14 protein-coding genes and 1 tRNA gene are annotated in these 16,509 nt (G+C 65.9%); 5 read left to right on the forward strand and 10 right to left on the reverse strand.

Annotated features, from left to right (window positions below):
• Positions 1-38: 38 nt before the first annotated feature.
• Entirely contained in the window at positions 39-1,607 is a 1,569-nt protein-coding gene (locus Q0L25_RS21370) for an NAD(P)/FAD-dependent oxidoreductase (protein ID WP_296617865.1), read from the reverse strand.
• Positions 1,608-1,690: 83 nt separating this feature from the next.
• On the opposite strand from Q0L25_RS21370, the gene hisC reads away from it, so the two are divergent.
• Positions 1,691-2,791 (forward strand): histidinol-phosphate transaminase, encoded by a 1,101-nt coding sequence (gene hisC, locus Q0L25_RS21375; RefSeq protein WP_296617866.1) that lies wholly within the window; start codon positions 1,691-1,693, stop codon positions 2,789-2,791.
• Positions 2,792-2,977: 186 nt separating this feature from the next.
• Positions 2,978-3,886 carry a prephenate/arogenate dehydrogenase family protein gene (locus Q0L25_RS21380; RefSeq protein WP_296617868.1) on the forward strand — a complete coding sequence of 303 codons (909 nt, stop codon included), beginning with the start codon at positions 2,978-2,980 and terminating at the stop codon, positions 3,884-3,886.
• A 127-nt stretch (positions 3,887-4,013) separates the two neighbouring features.
• Here Q0L25_RS21380 and Q0L25_RS21385 read toward each other — a convergent pair whose 3' ends face one another.
• The 4 genes from Q0L25_RS21385 to ftsE are packed head-to-tail and all read right to left on the reverse strand — an operon-like array spanning position 4,014 to position 6,853.
• Positions 4,014-4,709, reverse strand: a complete 696-nt coding sequence (locus tag Q0L25_RS21385) for a 1-acyl-sn-glycerol-3-phosphate acyltransferase (protein WP_296617869.1) — start codon at positions 4,707-4,709, stop codon at positions 4,014-4,016.
• 10 nt (positions 4,710-4,719) lie between these two features.
• Positions 4,720-5,256 carry a YdcF family protein gene (locus Q0L25_RS21390; protein WP_296617871.1) on the reverse strand — a complete coding sequence of 179 codons (537 nt, stop codon included), beginning with the start codon at positions 5,254-5,256 and terminating at the stop codon, positions 4,720-4,722.
• Positions 5,253-6,146, reverse strand: coding sequence for an FtsX-like permease family protein (locus Q0L25_RS21395; protein ID WP_296617872.1), 894 nt, complete (start codon positions 6,144-6,146; stop codon positions 5,253-5,255). The genes Q0L25_RS21390 and Q0L25_RS21395 overlap by 4 nt, the downstream gene beginning before the upstream one ends.
• On the reverse strand, positions 6,143-6,853 hold the full coding sequence (ftsE, locus tag Q0L25_RS21400; protein WP_296617874.1) for a cell division ATP-binding protein FtsE: 711 nt from the start codon (positions 6,851-6,853) through the stop codon (positions 6,143-6,145). Before ftsE ends, Q0L25_RS21395 begins: the two co-directional genes overlap by 4 nt.
• Positions 6,854-7,018: 165 nt before the next feature.
• Here ftsE and Q0L25_RS21405 point away from each other — a divergent pair, with 165 nt between their 5' ends.
• Together Q0L25_RS21405 and Q0L25_RS21410 are read left to right on the forward strand one after the other, a co-directional pair.
• The gene (locus Q0L25_RS21405; protein ID WP_296617875.1) at positions 7,019-7,735 is read left to right on the forward strand and encodes an MJ0042-type zinc finger domain-containing protein; all 717 of its coding nucleotides are present in this window, start codon (positions 7,019-7,021) and stop codon (positions 7,733-7,735) included.
• Between the two features lie 122 nt (positions 7,736-7,857).
• Positions 7,858-7,944 (forward strand) — tRNA-Leu (locus tag Q0L25_RS21410).
• A 160-nt stretch (positions 7,945-8,104) separates the two neighbouring features.
• Here the strand turns inward: Q0L25_RS21410 and Q0L25_RS21415 are convergent.
• The 5 genes from Q0L25_RS21415 to Q0L25_RS21435 all read right to left on the reverse strand — a co-directional run bounded on the left by Q0L25_RS21415 (position 8,105) and on the right by Q0L25_RS21435 (position 15,319).
• Positions 8,105-9,967 carry a GGDEF domain-containing protein gene (locus Q0L25_RS21415; RefSeq protein WP_296617877.1) on the reverse strand — a complete coding sequence of 621 codons (1,863 nt, stop codon included), beginning with the start codon at positions 9,965-9,967 and terminating at the stop codon, positions 8,105-8,107.
• A gap of 213 nt (positions 9,968-10,180) precedes the next feature.
• Entirely contained in the window at positions 10,181-11,503 is a 1,323-nt protein-coding gene (locus Q0L25_RS21420) for an MFS transporter (RefSeq protein ID WP_296617878.1), read from the reverse strand.
• A 26-nt stretch (positions 11,504-11,529) separates the two neighbouring features.
• Complete coding sequence (locus Q0L25_RS21425) at positions 11,530-12,324, reverse strand: fumarylacetoacetate hydrolase family protein (protein ID WP_296617880.1); 795 nt, start codon at positions 12,322-12,324, stop codon at positions 11,530-11,532.
• 86 nt (positions 12,325-12,410) lie between these two features.
• Positions 12,411-13,844 carry a mannitol dehydrogenase family protein gene (locus Q0L25_RS21430; RefSeq protein ID WP_296617882.1) on the reverse strand — a complete coding sequence of 478 codons (1,434 nt, stop codon included), beginning with the start codon at positions 13,842-13,844 and terminating at the stop codon, positions 12,411-12,413.
• Positions 13,841-15,319, reverse strand: coding sequence for a UxaA family hydrolase (locus Q0L25_RS21435; RefSeq protein ID WP_296617884.1), 1,479 nt, complete (start codon positions 15,317-15,319; stop codon positions 13,841-13,843). Before Q0L25_RS21435 ends, Q0L25_RS21430 begins: the two co-directional genes overlap by 4 nt.
• A gap of 98 nt (positions 15,320-15,417) precedes the next feature.
• Between Q0L25_RS21435 and Q0L25_RS21440 the strand changes: the two genes are divergently transcribed.
• Positions 15,418-16,452, forward strand: a complete 1,035-nt coding sequence (locus Q0L25_RS21440) for a LacI family DNA-binding transcriptional regulator (protein WP_296617886.1) — start codon at positions 15,418-15,420, stop codon at positions 16,450-16,452.
• The last annotated feature ends 57 nt before the right edge of the window (positions 16,453-16,509 follow it).

Genomic DNA, 16,509 nt, shown 5'->3' on the forward strand with positions numbered 1-16,509 from the left:
CCACCCCCAGCCCCTCCCTTTCAGGGAGGGGAGTAACGTCACCCCATCCTTCTCGCCGGCGCTCTCGCCGCGATCACCGATTGCGCCGCGAGCCGGCCGGTCTGCGCGCCGCCGTTCATATATCCGGGATAGGCATCCGACAGATGCTCGCCCGCGAAATGGACCGGCCCCGCCGCCAGCGGATTCGACGCCACGCCGTCGGTCTCGGTCCAGATCAGGTCGGCGAACTTGGTCAGCTGGCCCGGGCGGAAATTGACGTATGCGCCCATCGAGAAGGGATCGAGATGCCAGTTGGTACGGCGGACGGTCGTCCCCGTCGCGGCGCCCATGCCCCGCACGCCGCTTTCGGCCAGCCGCGCGAATTTGAGCGCCAGCGTGCGCGGATCGGCCTGGTCGGCGGAGAGCACTTCGTCCCCTCCGGTGAACCAGGTCCAGACGCTGCCCGGCCCCGCCGCCGGACGGACGCCGCCGTCCCAGCCGAGTGACGAGCCTGCGTCATGATCGGTCTGCCAGATCTCGCCGCCGCGCCCGATCGGCTTTTCCCATGGCCGCGCATTGGTGACCGCCTGGACCTTGCCGTTCTTGCCCAAGCCGACCTCGGCGATGAATTGGCGCCACAAAGGCGGCAGCGGCACGCCATAGGCGATCCGGCTCATGATCGAGGCCGGCGTGGTGACGATCACTGCCGAGGCGCCGATCTTCTCGCCATTCGAGAAGACCACGCGCGCGCCGCTCGGCGATGGGTCGATCCGCACCGCGCGGCGATAGGTGGTGATGCGGCTCGCGAGCCGCGCCGCCATCGCCTCGATCAGCGAGGAGCTGCCGCCCGCCATCAGGTAACGCTCGTCGCTGCGCGAGAGGACGTCGATGCGGCGCCCGTCGATCGTCGGCAGGTTAAACACCAATTCGATTGCCGAGGCCTGAACTGGTTCGCAGCCATATTCGGTGCGCGCGGTCGCTTCCATCAGGCGGCGCACCCAGGGTTCGGGGATCAGCCGGGCATATTTGTCGAGATAGCCTGTGAACGACATCCGATCGAGTTCGGCGGCGACCTTGGCGTAATTCTGGTCGAGCCGCACCGAATCGGCGTCGATCTGGCCGGCAATGCCGCGCAGGCCAGCGACCAATCTGCCCTCGGGCACTTCGCGCGCACCGTCGAGGACCATGGTGCGATGCTGGCCCGCCTTGCGGTCGATCAGCTGCACGCCGAATTCGCGGCAGAGCGCGTGCATGTCGGCATGGTCGGTATTGACCAATTGCCCGCCGATCTCGATCGACGGCACGCCTTTGGCTTTGGCGGTGTACATCCGTCCGCCGAGCCGGGTGCGCGCCTCATACAGGCGCGCGTCGACTCCCGATTTGGTCAAATGCCAGAGCGCGGTCAGTCCGGCGATGCCACCGCCGATAATGACCACCGGCGCGCCGCTCGTTGCCGCGCGAGCCGGGCGTGGCAGAGCCGCGGTCGCCGCCGTCGCCGCCAGCGCGAGCAGCACCTGCCGCCGCGTCTGCCCGTCGCCGCCGGGCACGGGTGTCGCCGCCCCGCTCTCCCGCAGATTCTCCCGCCGCGCCGTCTCGAGCGCCTGCCAGAATACCGTCGGTCCCCGCATCCGCTTTCCCCCTGGCCGGGCTGCATAGCGGCTGGGGACTCATCTTGCCAAGGCGACAGCCGCCTGCGCATAGGCCAATCATCATGAGCGCACCTGAACCCAAGCCCTGGATCATGGCCATCGCGCCTTATGTCCCCGGGCGATCGACCACCGATGACGGCCGCAAGGTCGCCAAGCTCTCGTCGAACGAGAACCCTTTGGGCACTTCCCCCAAGGCGCGTGAGGCATTCCTGTCGGCAGCGAGCCGTCTCGAACGCTATCCGGACGCGAGCGGGACCGAGCTGCGCGACGTGCTCGCCGACAAATACGGGCTCGATCCCGCGCGGATCATTTACGGCAACGGGTCGGACGAAGTGCTCCACCTCGCCGCTGGCGCGTTCGCCGGGCCAGGCGATGAGGTAATCTTCGTCAAATACGGCTTCGCAGTCTACGAAATCGCCGCCCGCCGCGTCGGTGCGGTGCCGGTGATCGCGCCCGATCGGGACTATGCCACCGATGTCGACGCGATCCTGGCGTGCGTCACCGAGCGGACCAAGATCGTCTATATCGCCAATCCCAACAACCCGACCGGTACCTACGCGACCAGGGAAGAGATCGTCCGGCTGCACGCCGGTTTGCGCCCCGATATCCTGCTCGTGCTCGACCACGCTTATGCCGAATATATCGAGGGCGATGCCGAGGATGGCGGGATGGCGCTGGCCGAAACCGCGCCCAATGTGCTCGTCACGCGCACCTTCTCCAAGATGTACGGCCTCGCCGCCGAGCGGATCGGCTGGGGCTATGCCTCGCCCGCGATCATCGAGGCGATGCACCGCATCCGCCTGCCCTTCTCGATCACCATCGCCGGGACCGCGGCGGCGATCGCGGCGCTGCGCGATACCGAGTTCGTCGAGCATACCAAGGCGCATAATGCCAAATGGCGCGCCTGGTTCTCGCAAGAGATCGCCCAGCTCGGCAATGCCGGCCTGCGCGCGGTCCCGAGCCAGGCCAATTTCGTGCTGGTGCTGTTCGAGGGCAAATTGACCGCCGAGGCCGCATATAAGGGCCTGATGGACGCGGGCTATATCGTCCGCTGGCTGCCCGGCCAGGGCCTACCGCATGGGCTGCGCATCACCGTGGGGACCGAGGACGAGACGCGCGGCGTCGCTACGGCATTGCGTGAGATGGTCGGGAAGGCCGGTTAGTGCGGAACCCGTTCACCCTCACCCTTCCCACTCGCCTTCGGCTCGCGGGCCCCTTCCCTCTCCCATTGGGAGAGGGAGAGTTCAAGCTTTGGCCTGCCCCCGGCAGGCCAAGGTCCGGTCCGGGGGACCGGACCTCGCGCGAACTCGGCGTAGCCGCGGAAGGGTGAGGGTGGAGAGAGAAACACCATGCTTCCCTTCTCCCGCGTAACCATCATCGGTCTCGGCCTGATCGGCTCGTCGATCGCGCGCGCGATCAAGGCGGACATGCCGACGGTCCGGGTCACCGGGCACGACATGGATCCGCAAGTCCGCGAAACGTCGCGGGCGCTCGGTTTCTGTGACGATGTCGCCGATACTGCCGGCGCCGCGGTGACCGATGCCGACCTGGTGATCTTCTGCGTGCCGGTCGGCGCGATGGCCGCGGCGGCGGAAGCGATTGCCGATGACCTTCCCGCCGATGCGATCGTCAGCGACGTCGGGTCGTCCAAGGAAACCGTGCTCGCGGCGCTGAGCGGGGCGCTTCCTGGCGCGACCATCGTCCCCGCCCATCCCGTCGCGGGCACCGAGCGCTCCGGCCCCGAGGCGGGTTTTGCTACCCTGTTTCACGGCCGCTGGTGCATCCTGACCCCGCCCGAGGGCACCGACCCCGCCGCGGTCGAGCGCGTCGCCGAATTCTGGCGCCGGCTGGGCGCCGAGATCGAGATGATGGATCCCCAGCACCACGACCGCGTGCTGGCGATCACCAGCCATTTGCCGCATTTGATCGCCTATACGATCGTCGGCACCGCGTCGGACATGGAGGAAGTCACCCGGTCCGAAGTGATCAAATATTCGGCCGGCGGTTTTCGCGACTTCACCCGCATCGCGGCGTCTGACCCGACGATGTGGCGCGACGTGTTCCTGAGCAACCGCGAGGCCGTGCTCGACATGCTGCAGCGCTTTACCGAGGATCTGACCTCGCTCCAGCGCGCGATCCGCTGGGGCAAGGGCGACGAATTGTTCGACCTGTTCACCCGCACCCGCGCGATCCGCCGCTCGATCATCGACCAGGGCCAGGACGACGCCGCGCCGGATTTCGGGCGGCAGCACGATTAAAATCCTCCCCGTTTACGGGGAGGGGGACCGCGCGACGCAGTCGCGTGGTGGAGGGGGATCGCCGCACGCGATTCCGTTGCGGCCCGCCCCCTCCACCATTCGCTGGCGCGAATGGTCCCCCTCCCCGCTAGCGGGGAGGATTTTGCTCCAGCGCATTGATCGCAACGTGCACGCGCTTCTCGATCTCCGCGCGCGGCAGGCCGGGCGGAATCGATTCGCCGAACCGGAACGTCACCAGGCCCGCGCGCTTCAACCCGCCTTTGGGCCATAATTTCCCGACATCGGTCGCGACCGGCACGACCGGGAGACCGAGCATCTTGTAGAGCCCGGCAAATCCCGATTTGAGTTCTGGCTGCTCGCCCGGTTTCACTCTCGTGCCTTCGGGAAAGATCATCACCGACCGCCCGCTCGCACGCGCCATCTCGGCTTCGCGCATCAACTGACGCAGCGCCTTGGACGAGGCGGCGCGGTCGACCAGGATCACGCCGTAACGCTTCGCCGCCCAGCCCCAGATCGGAATGCGCGCGAATTCGCGGCGCATGATCGGCGCCGGCGCCCCGATCTCGGCGACCAGTTCGAGCGGCTCCATCAGCGAGTGATGCTTGGCGGCATAGAAGACCTGGCCCGACGGCCGCGGCCCCTCGTAGCGGACGCGGATGCCGAGCAGCCAGCGCACGCACCAGCGGTGGAACCGGGTCCAGGCCATGGCGTAGGCGATCAGCGCACGCTGCCCGAACATCGCCGAGAACGGCACCAGCAGCACGATCGGCAGCGACACGCCGTAAAAGACGATCGCGAACGCCAGGTTGCGCAACACGGTCATCGGCGCGCGCTCATTGCCCGAAGCCGAGCCACAAGGCGACGCGGCGCAACAGCAGCTTGTTATATTCGACCAGCAGCACGCTCAATTCGGCATCGCCTTGCACGCCGTCATCGACCACCGTCACGTCGCTATCCAGCGCCGCGTCCAATTCCATCCGCGCGCGCGCCATATGCCAGTCGGACGTGACCAGTCGCACCGACTTATAGCCGTGGTCCCCCACCCATTTGGCGGTTTCCGCGCCGTTCGATCGCGTGTCGACCGCCTCGTGTCCGAGATCGACGCAGCACGCGAACACCGCCAACGGGACCTTGTACTTGATCGACAGATCGATCGGCCGGACGCCCGGCGCGGCACCGCTGATCAGCAGCCGTTTCGCCTGATGCGCGGCGATCAACGCCAGCCCGCGATCGATCCGGCCCGGCGCCCCGGTCGGGACGACGATCGCATCGGTCTGCATGTCCTGAAGCGGGCGCGGCAAGGTCACCGCGTAAAGGGCAAAGCCGAGCAGATAGACCAAGGCGATAATGGCGATCAGGCGCCGGATCATTGCACTTGCCTCAGCCGCCCGAGCACCGCGATCCGCGCGGCGAGCGTCGCCACCAAGGCGAAGATCAGCGGTAACAGCGCGAGCAATAGCCAGTCGCCGCGCGTCAGCACGCCGCCCGACAACAATTGCGAGCCGAGCCCGGCCATTTGCCCGGTCACTGCCCAGATCGCCAGCGTCGCCGCCAGCGTCCCGATCACGCCGCCGACCATCGTGTCGAGCGCGATGCGCCGCTGGAACAGCCGCGCGACCTGGACGTCGGTCGACCCCAGCATGTGCAGGATGGCGATCGTGTCGCGATGCGTCTCCAGCCCCGCGCGCGCCGCGAGCAGCACGACCGCGGTGGTCGCCGCGGCCATCAGCAAAACCAGCGCCGCCGCGGCATAGATCAATGTGCGCATGAAATCGGCGACCGGCGACAGCCAGCGCGACTGGCTGTCGACGCGCGCACTCGCCGCGGTGGCGCGCACGCCATTGGCAACGCGCGCCGCCGCTTCGTCGCTGGGCACGCTCAGATCGACGTCGATCAGCGACGGCAGCGGGACATCGGCGTCGGTGGAGGCATCGCCCAGCCACGGGCGCAGCATTTCGGTCAGCCGGGCGGGATCGACCGGATCGGCGCGCGATACTGCCGGCATCCCGCGCAGCGCCGCCAGCACGGCACGGGTGTCGCGGTCGCGCACCGCCGGGTCGGCGGACACCACCTGCACGGTCAGGCGACCGGCAAGCTCGCGATCGAGCGCGTCCGCCGCGTTGACCGTGCCCAGCCCCAGTGCCGCCGCGAGCACGGTCAGGAACAGCATGATCGCCATGATCCAGGTCATCGCGCGCGTGCCGCGGCGGTCGTCGAGCACGCGGCGGTCCGCGGCGGTCGAGAACATCGCCACGCTCATGCGACGGGCGCCTTGGGCGGATTGCGCAAGGCACCGGTCGGATCGAGCAGCCGCCCGGCCTCGATCCGCATCATGTGCGCGTTCTGGATTCGTCCGAGCAAGTGAAAGTCGTGGGTCGCGACCACCACGGTGGTGCCGAGCCGGTTGAGCGATTCGAACAGATGGAGCAACCGCGCCGCCATGTCGGGATCGACGTTGCCGGTCGGCTCGTCCGCGACCAGGATTTCCGGCCGCCCGATCACCGCGCGCGCGATCGCGATCCGCTGTTGCTCGCCGCCCGAAAGGGTCGGCGGCGGCGCGTGGCTGCGCTCCGACAGGCCGACCCAGGCCAGCATCTCCCGCACCGGCGCCTCGACATCGCTTTCGGGCACGCCCGACAGGCGCAGGGGCAAGGCGATATTGTCGAACGCCGACAGATGCGGGACGAGCCGGAAATCCTGGAATACGACGCCGATCCGCCGCCGGAAACCCGGCAGGCGCTTGCGCGGCAAGGCGCCGGCATCCTCACCGAACAAGCGGATGACGCCATGGGTCGGGCGCTGGGCGAGGTAGATCAGCTTGAGCAGGGACGTCTTGCCCGCTCCCGATTGACCGGTCAGGAAATAAAAGCCACCCGAGGCCAAGGTGAAGTTGATCGCCGACAAGGTATCGGCGTCGCTGGCGGGATAGCGCAGCCCCACATCCTCGAACTGCACGATATTCGCCATGCCGGCGTCTGCTACCCGCTTGTACGCTGCCCCGCCAGCGCCATCGCACGTAACCCGTTCCCGCTTCAAGCCGGGGCGTGCATATCCGCAAGGCTTGCCGCACTGTCCTTGCCCGCTTAGGGATTGCGACAGGGGCATATGTGTTGGCCCCCTGCGGACGCCGATATGATCCTCGAATGCAGCGAATGCCATACGCGCTATCTCGTCCCCGACACCGCGATCGGGCCCGACGGCCGCACCGTGCGCTGCGCCAAATGCAAGCACAGCTGGTTCCAGGAGCCCGAGGCGCTCGACCTTTCGGGTGCCGCGGTGGTGGCGCCCGAGCCGACGCCTCCCGCTCCCGAGCCGATCGCCCCGCCGTCCCCCGCCCAAGCCACTCCGGGCGCCGATATCGCGCCGGACTATGATCCTTTCGCACACGAGCCCCCATTCCGGCCGCGGCGCAATCCGGCGCGCCTCTGGACGATCGCCGCGGTGAGCGCGGGCGTCGCCATGCTGGCCGCTGCCGTCGCCTTGCTGTTCCTCAACGTGCCTAGCCTGGCGACCTGGCTGGGCATGCCGGCCGGCGGCGGCCAGACCCCGCTGACCTTCGTCAACGTCAAGCAACCCGATCGCCGCGATTTGCCGACCGGAAGCGAATTGTTCGCGGTCGGCGGCCAGATCCACAATCCGACCGCGGAGCGCCAGCCGATCCCCGACATTAGGGTCGAATTGTACGACGCGCCCAAGGACGGCCGGATGGTCTATAGCTGGGTGATCAAGCCCGACCAGCCGACCATCGCGCCGGGCGGTACGATCGATTTCTACAGCGGCAAGCTCGACGTGCCCGCCAATTCCAAGAACATGAAGCTCAGCTTTTCGAGCAGCACGACCGGCAGCTGAGGGGCCGCCGGGTTACGCACGGAATATCGCCGCCCGATAAACTCCGGTTGCGTCGCACAGATCGCTTTGCTAGGGGCGCTCGCCTGCCAGCCAGCGGCCCCGTCCGATGGCATCTTACACGTGCGGTCGTGGCGGAACTGGTAGACGCGCAACGTTGAGGTCGTTGTGTCCGAAAGGACGTGGAAGTTCGAGTCTTCTCGACCGCACCAATCTCTCCCGTGAGAGGTTGAAGATAAATGGAAAAGCCGGAGGCTGCTGGTTGGATCATCCATCCTCTGGTCCAGTTGCGCGGAACGCTTCTGGGGCAGCCAACCTCGACGCAGCGAGTAGCAGCCTTCGACAAGACGGCCATCGGCTGCCGCCGACGCTCTAGTGCCGTCGAATGGGCCTCTTCCTCGCCGCAGCATCGTTCCTCCCAAATGCTGCGGAATCCTGTGCTTGGTTGGTCAGCAATGTCGTCGTCTGCCATCCGTCGACCGCTGGGGAGAACAGATATCCCTGTCCAAAAATGCAGCCGGCGCTCTCGAGGCGTTTTGCCTGTTCTTCAGTCTCCACCCCTTCAGCAATCACACCGATATTCAACTCTTTCGCGATGTGAAGGAGTCCTTCGATTATCGCCGTGCTGGCATCGCCTGGGGCCAGCCGATCGACGAAGCTCTTGTCGATCTTGATGATGTCCACCGGCACAGTCAGCAAGTGCGTCAGCGATGCATAGCCTGTTCCGAAATCGTCGAGTGCAATCCGCAGACCTTGGGACCGCATAGCCTCCACCGCTTTTTGGACAACGCGATCGCCCGAGCCCATGTAAACGGCTTCGGTAATCTCCAGGACGACGTGGCTGAGCGGGACGCCTTCGCCTTCAAACGCGCCGACAAGCATTTGCTCGAGCATGCCGCCGTGCATGTCCGCTGACGAGACGTTGATTCCCACGTGCTGGAACGGGATACCCATGTCGAGCCACGCTCGGACATCCGCCGCGACCAACGCCATCATCCTTTTGGTCAGAGCGGTCGCAACATGAACGTCCTTCGTCGCTTCCTGGAAATTGGCAGCGGGTACAATCCGGCCGCCATGCCGCATCCTGCATAGTGCTTCCAGGCCCACGATCTCCCGTGTATCCAGTCGAACAACGGGCTGATAATAGGCCTCTATCCGATCCTCGCGAAGAGCTGCATCAACGTCGCGAATATCGCCGAGGCGGCGCGTCATGTTTGTCCCGAGACCGGGCCAATAGCGGACAAAGCCGCCCCGCCCCGTTTCTTTCGCGTGATAGAGCGCGAAGTCGGCGTGCTGCCGGACGCGTTCGGCCACCCCGTCTCCGGCAGACACTATTGCGCCGCCTATGGTGGCACGCGGGACGACCAGGTGTCCGGCACAATCGGCTGGTTCGGCGAATTTGGACAGAATCTGATCCGCGGTGCTCTGGAGGTCGCGCAACGCAGTTTTCGACTGAAGAATGGCTGCAAATTCGTCGCCGCCGATCCTAAAAGCCACGTCGGGCGAGACGGCGGCGGCAAACCGCGCACCGGCGATCTGCAACAGACAGTCACCGGCTTGATGGCCAAAGGTGTCGTTTACCACCTTGAGATTATCGAGATCGACCATGAACAGCGCCCAATCGCCTGGCACGTCGCATTTCAACGCGTTAAGCGCCGCGTTAAAGGCTGCCCGATTGGCAAGTCCCGTGAGCGCGTCTGTGAAGGCGCGCCTTTCGTGTTCGATCAGGCGCTGATGGCGATCGAGGGCGATCGCGCTAAGGTGCACGAATTGCCGGACGATTTCCTTTTCAGTGTCCGTAGGCCCTCTGCACTCGCGATAATAGAAGGCAAAGGTGCCTATCGCTACTCCGTCAGCGTCGAGAATAGGGCTGGACCAGCACGCCCTTAGACCCAAGGGAAGAGCCAGATGCTTGAAGTCTGCCCAGCGAACATCGCATGCGATATCGACGACCTCGACTTCAGCTCGATTGTAGGCCGCGGTGCCGCATGAACCGATTAGAGGTCCGATCTTCAGGCCATCCAGGGCATCGGAGTAGGCGGTAGGGAGACTTGGTCCTGCCAACGGATGGATGAGCCCAGCCTTGTCGACGGTTAGTATCGAACAGACCACATCAGGCGCGAGAATTTCCACCTCACGGCACATGCGCGTGGCGGTGTCGGAAAGTGTATCGCCCCTCGCAATCATCTCAAGAATGATGGTCTGGATCTCTAGCACGGTGTCCTCGATCGCCATTCCGCACTGAATGGGAAGCGCAGAATCCCGTCACCGCATTCTCGGCCGAATTGTTTAAGACTTGCCTATAAGCGGTTTTGTTTTCCCCAATCTGTATTGCGGCCGCTGTCAGGATATCCGCAATCGGTGTTTTCAGATCGGCAGCGCGGCCCGTCGCCACGCTGCGATAATACGTCACTCTCGAGCGGCCGGCGCGCGCCGGCCGCGGCGCTATCACGCCGGCACGTCGACCCGCGCCAGCTTCGGGCTGAGCAGATGGACCACGCCGATCGCGATCAAATAGACGCTGCCGGCGACTGCGAAGATCAATGTGTAGCTGTGCGTCGTCTGCAGGATATAGCCGGTGAACTTGGCCATCCCCATGCCGCCGATCGCGCCGACCGTGCCGCCGATCCCGATCACCGACCCGACCGCGGCGCGCGGAAACATATCCGATGGAATGGTGTAGAGATTGGCCGAGAACGCCTGGTGCGCCGCCGTCGCCAGCCCGACGATCGCGACCGCGAGCCACACGCTGGCGGCATATTGCGCGAAGAAGATCGGCATCACCAGGAACGCGCAGACCAGCATGGTGATCTTGCGCGCTGCGTTCGCGCTATAGCCGCGCTTCATCAGGGTCGAGGACGACCAGCCGCCGGCGACGCTGCCGATATCGGAGATCAGGTAGATCGCGACCAGCGGCGGACCGAAATTCTTGAGATCGAGATGATAGGTTTTGGCCAGGAAATCGGGCGTCCAGAACAGGAACAACCACCAGATCGGGTCGATCAGGAACTTGCCCAGGGCATAGGCCCAGGTCTCGCGATAGCCGAGCAGCTTGAACCAGCCGATCTTTTGCGGCGGATCGGCGGGATCGCTCTCGATATAGGCGAGCTCGGCTGCCGAGAGCCGGGATTGCTCGCGCGGGCGGCGATAGATCGCGATCCAGGCGACCAGCCAGATCAGGCTGAACGCGCCGGTCGACACGAACGCCATCCGCCAGCCGTAAGCGAGCGTGATCGCCGGCACGATCAGCGGCGTGATGATCGCGCCGACATTCGACCCAGCGTTGAACAATCCGGTGGCGAAGGCGCGCTCCTTGGCGGGAAACCATTCGCTGACTGCCTTGAGGCCGGCGGGGAAATTGCCCGATTCGCCGATGCCCAGCACGAACCGCGCTCCGTTGAATTGCATCGCCGGGGAAATCATCGTGCCGAGCAGCTTGAACGGCCCGGTGATGAGGCCGCACAGGGTATGGCCGAGCGTCCAGATCACGAACGCGACCGAGAAACCGATCCGCGCGCCCAGCGCATCTACGATCTTGCCGAAGCTCAGATAGCCGATCGCATAGGCGACCTGGAACCAGAAGACGATGTCGGCATACGTGGTCTCGTTCCAGCCCAGCTCGGCCGAAATCGTCGGCTTGAGCACGCCGATCATCTGGCGATCGACATAATTGATCGCGGTCGCCGCGAAGAGCAGCCCGCAAATCACCCAGCGATAGCGGCCGACCCGCATGTCCACCCGCCCGGCGTCCGGCATCCCGGTCGTCGCCATCGTCTCTCTCCCTCGAAAGCGACCTCTTAGCGGGCCTTTATCGTGCACTCGACCGTCAACCGGTCATCGAATTTCGCCTCGACCCGATCGCCGACGCGTACCGGGTGTACCCCAGTTACGGCGCCGGTCGAGATCCATTGTCCGGCCTCGAGCGCGATACCGCGCGCGGCCATCAATTCGAACAGGAAACGCGCCGCACCGAAAGGCCCGTCGAGCATCGTCGCGGTCGTCGCCGCGCCGGCGCGCTCGCCTTCGATCCACGTTTCGACGGGCCAGGTATCGAAATCGATGTGGCGCCAGTCCCCGACCGCGGCACCGACGATCAGGCCGTTATTGTTGCCGAAATCGGAAATGGTGACCGGCGCGCCGTGATCGTTGATGCCGGGGAAGGGCGAACTGGCGATCTCGATCCCGACATGGACGGCATCGATCAGCGCCCGCGCCTCCTCGATCGTATAATGGCGTTTTGCCGGGCCCGGCGCGGTGCCGATGCGCAGCAGGAATTCGGCCTCGGCAGCGGCGAAACCGTGGGCGAAGACTGGCATTTCGATTGGCGAACCGTCCGCGATGACGAGCTGATCGGTAAAGATCGGGCCCGCCAGCCGGTCGACCGCGCCGATCGGCGGATTGATCCGCCCGACTTTCCATCCGGCCACCTTGCCTTGGGTCAGCGCCAGGGCGGCGTCCTGGACGGCATAGGCGTCGTCGAGCTCGGCCGGCATGTCGCCGGGATAGTCAGGCAGCGCATGGCCCTCGCGGCGCGCGCCGACGAACGAGCGCGCGATCCGCGTGATATTGTCGACGTTATCGTCTGGCTGCACCGCCGAACCCCTCCTCGCCCCGATGGCTTTCTTCCTTGTCGACTGCGTATGGGAAACCGGTGTCAATGACAAGCCCGGCGAACGCGTCAGGCGAGGATTGCGCGCGGCAATTCGCCACGAAAGGCGGCTTCCGCGGCCGTTTTGAGCTGCGCGACAAGTTCCGCGTCGCTTCCGATCGCGGGGGGGAACCCCAGCTTCTCGGCGACCAGCCCTGCGACGACGCGGGCAGGCGTTTCGGCCATAGCCAGTTCAGCAAGACGGTCGCCGGCCGGATCGATTATGCGAATGCCCGCGCGCGCCCGCTGCATGACGAAAGCGACCCAGCCCCCCAGCGCCGCGACGACATGATCCGGCATACGCCCCGCCGCCCGATTGGCGAGCAATGTGTCGCCGAGCCGGTAGGGGAGCTTCTGCGACCCGTCCTGCGCGATCTGATCGAGGCGGTGGACGATCGCCGGATTGGCGAAGCGCCGGAGCACCGCATCGGCATAGGTCTGGAGGTCCAGCCCCGGCACCGGGGGCAGCGCCGGAATGATATCCTCGCGGATCATCGTATCGACGAAGCGCGCCAGCTGCGGGTCGCCAATCGCCTCTGCGACGCTGATATGGCCGCGCAGCAGTCCGGCATAAGCGAGTGTCGAATGCGCGCCGTTCAGGATGCGAAGCTTGGCGCGCTCATAGCCGCCGACATCCTTGGTCAGCGTCGCACCGACCGCGGCGAGATCGGGCAGGCCGCCAATGTCCTCGATCACCCATTGCGCGAATGCCTCGCGCTGGACGGCGGCGCGATCCTCGACCCCCAACGCCGCCGCGACATCGGCATAGAGCGCGTCGTCGGATGCCGGTGTGATCGAATCGACCATGGTCGACGGCACGCGCACTTCGCCCGCCACCCAATCGCCCAGGGCCGGGTCGAGCCGCGTGGCGAACGCCGCCAATGCGGCATGGAGCTTGGCGCCGTTCGAAGCGAGATTGTCGCACGGCATCGGCACGAATGGGGCAGTGCCATTTGCATGGCACGCCGCCAACCCGGCGGCGATCCAACCGATCACGCTCCTCGGCACCGCGGGCCGCGCCAGATCGTGGACGATGTCGGGATGGTCAAAATCCAGCGTTCCATCGGCCGCCAGGCAATAGCCTTTTTCGGTCACCGTGGTGGTGACCAGCCGAGTATCGGGCGCGGCGAGCAATGCCAGCGTCCGCGACGCATCCTCCGGTCCGAGAAACTCGGTATGCGCGCCGATCACGCGCATGCTCGATTCGAGGTCGCGAATGGCGAGCGTATACAGCCCGTCCTGTTCGGCCAGCGCCTCGATCGTGCCGCGGCTGCGCAGCGACACCGCGGCGATACCCCAGCGCGGATCCTGGTCGAGCAGGCGGTCGATATAAGCGGCCTGGTGCGCGCGATGGAACGCGCCGGGGCCGAAATGGACGATTCCGGTCGCCACCGGTCCTCGCGTACGCGGCGCGGATATCGCCGCCGGCAGCCCGGCCAGGGTAGCGCGCGACAGCCGGGTCACAGGGTCACCCCACGCTTCCAGATCGCGATTTCGCGCTCGCCATTGCGTTCGGCCGCGGTCGGCTCGCCCGAGGCGATCGCGCACAATCGTCCGATCAGTGCCGCCTCCATCGTCTCGAATCCTTGATCGAGCACCATTCCCGCGTCGAAATCGATCCAGCCCGGCTTGCGCGCGGCGAGGTCGCTGTTCGACGCTATCTTGATCGTCGGCACGGGGAAACCGAGCGGCGTCCCGCGGCCGGTGGTGAACAGGATGGCAGTCGCGCCCGCCGCCGCCAGGGCGGTCGACGACACCGCGTCATTGCCGGGCGCTTCGAGCAAGGTGAGGCCGTGCTTGGCGACGCGCTCGCCATAATGGATGACGTCTGCGATCGGCGCGCGGCCCGCTTTCTGCACCGCGCCGAGCGACTTCTCCTCGAGCGTGGTGATGCCGCCGGCGATGTTTCCGGGCGAAGGGTTTTCCGACACCGGCTCGCCATGATCTATGAAATATTGCTTGAAGTCATTCACTACGCCGACGACGCGGCCAAACACGTCCTGGTCGGCGGCGCGGTTCATCAGCATCTGCTCGGCACCGAATATCTCGGGGATTTCGGTCACCAGGACGCGCCCGCCCGATGCCGCGACGCGATCGCTCATCCTGCCGACCAGCGGGTTGGCGGTCAGGCCCGACAGACCGTCCGATCCGCCGCATTTGACCCCGAGCACGAGGTCGGCAAGCGTCGCTTCCGACCGTTCGCACTGCCCTTCCGCCGCAAGTTGCTCGACCAGCGCCACGCCTTCGGCCACCTCGTCTCCGGCCAGTTGCGTCGCCAGCGTGCGGATCGCCGGGCGCCGCCATTCTGGGATGGTCTCGACCAGCTTTGTGATCTGATTGTTCTCGCAACCCAGGCCGAGGATCAGCACGCCGCCGGCATTGGGATGGCAAGCGAGCGAGGCCAGGATCGCGCGCGTCCCGTCGAGATCCTCGCCGAGCTGCGAGCAGCCGAAGGGGTGGATGAAGGCGTGGACGCCATCGACTTTTCCGGCCAGCGCCGCCCCCGCCCGCGCGGCGATCCGCTCGGCTGTTCGCGCGACGCAGCCGACCGTCGGCAGCACCCATATCTCGTTGCGCGTGCCGACCCGTCCGTCGCCGCGGCGATAGCCCTGGAATTTGGCGTCGCCCGGCACGAGGTTCGCGCGCGGCGCCGGTGCATAGGCATAGGCCTGTTGTCCGGCGAGTGCCGTCGCGACATTGTGCGAATGGACATGTTCGCCCGCCGCGATCGCCGCCGTCGCGCGGCCGATCGGAAATCCATATTTGATCACCGCGTCGCCCGGCGCGATCGCCGCCAGCGCGATCTTGTGCCCGCGCGGAATCGCCGTCGCGGCCGTCAGCAGCACACCATCGGCGGCGACCCCCTCGCCCCCTGCCGCATCGCCCAGCAAGGTGGCGACATTGTCGCTCGGATCAATCCGAACCGCTTTCGCCGACATTCCCCTCGCTTCCTCAAGTAACCGGTGTCAGCTTTGCCCGGACCGGCTGTCCGATGCAAGGCTAGCCCAGTAGCTCGTGCCTCGCTATGCCTGCGACAATGGAAAAGACCGGCCAGCCGACGATCAACGATGTCGCGCGCATCGCGGGCGTTTCGAAGAAGACCGTCAGCCGCGTCATCAACCGGTCCCCGCTGCTCAACGACGATACGCGCAAGAAGGTCGAGGAGGTCATCGGCCAGCTCGGCTACGTGCCCAACCCGCAAGCGCGCGCGCTGGCGTTGCGGCGCAATTTTCTGGTCGGGCTGGTCCACGACAATCCCAATGCGCAAACGGTGATGAACGTCCAGCAGGGCATGCTGGAAGCGATCCACGACAGCGAGTTCGAGATGGTCGTGCGCCCGGTCGACCGCGGGTCGCCGACGATGCTCGAGGATCTGCGCCTGTTCCTCGAACGGCAGCGATTGTTCGGCGTATTGCTGATGCCGCCGATCAGCGAGAATGACGCGGTCGCCAAATTGTGCAACAAACTCGGCTGCCGCTACGTCCGCATGGGTTCGGCCGAACTCGACACGCCCGAACATATGGTCGCCTCCAACGATCGCGAGGCCGTGCGCGAGGCGACACAATATCTGATCGCGCAAGGGCATCGCCGCATCGGGCTGATCGCCGGCCCGCATGGCTTCCGCTCGGCGCACGAACGCCGGCTGGGATTCGAGGAAGCGATGCGCGATGCCGGTATCTCGCTTCCGCGCAGCATGATCGCCGAGGGTAATTATACGTTCGAATCGGGACTGATCGCCGCCGAACGCCTGCTCGACGTCGTCCCTCGCCCGACGGCGATCTTCTCGAGCAATGACGAAATGGCGGCGGGCGTGATCCACGCCGCGTGCCAACGCGGATTGGTCGTGCCGCGCGACCTGTCGGTGATCGGGTTCGACGACACGCCGATCGCCGCGCATATGTGGCCGCCGCTGACAACCGTGCGCTGGCCGATCGCTTCTATGGCGCGCTCCGCCGCGCTGAAGCTGATCACCGGGATGGCCGATAATGACGACGATGCGGCAGTGCAGGAACCGTCGATGTTCCTGTCGACGCTGATCCGTCGCAACTCGGTAGCGCCGCCGATCGATTGAATGCGTAGGGAGCGGTTGAACTGTTAGGTGACACCGGTTACCAGAACCCTGCTCAAA

It is taken from the genome of Sphingomonas sp., from assembly GCF_024508665.1.
In the GTDB taxonomy this organism is placed as follows: Bacteria; Pseudomonadota; Alphaproteobacteria; order Sphingomonadales; family Sphingomonadaceae; genus Sphingomonas.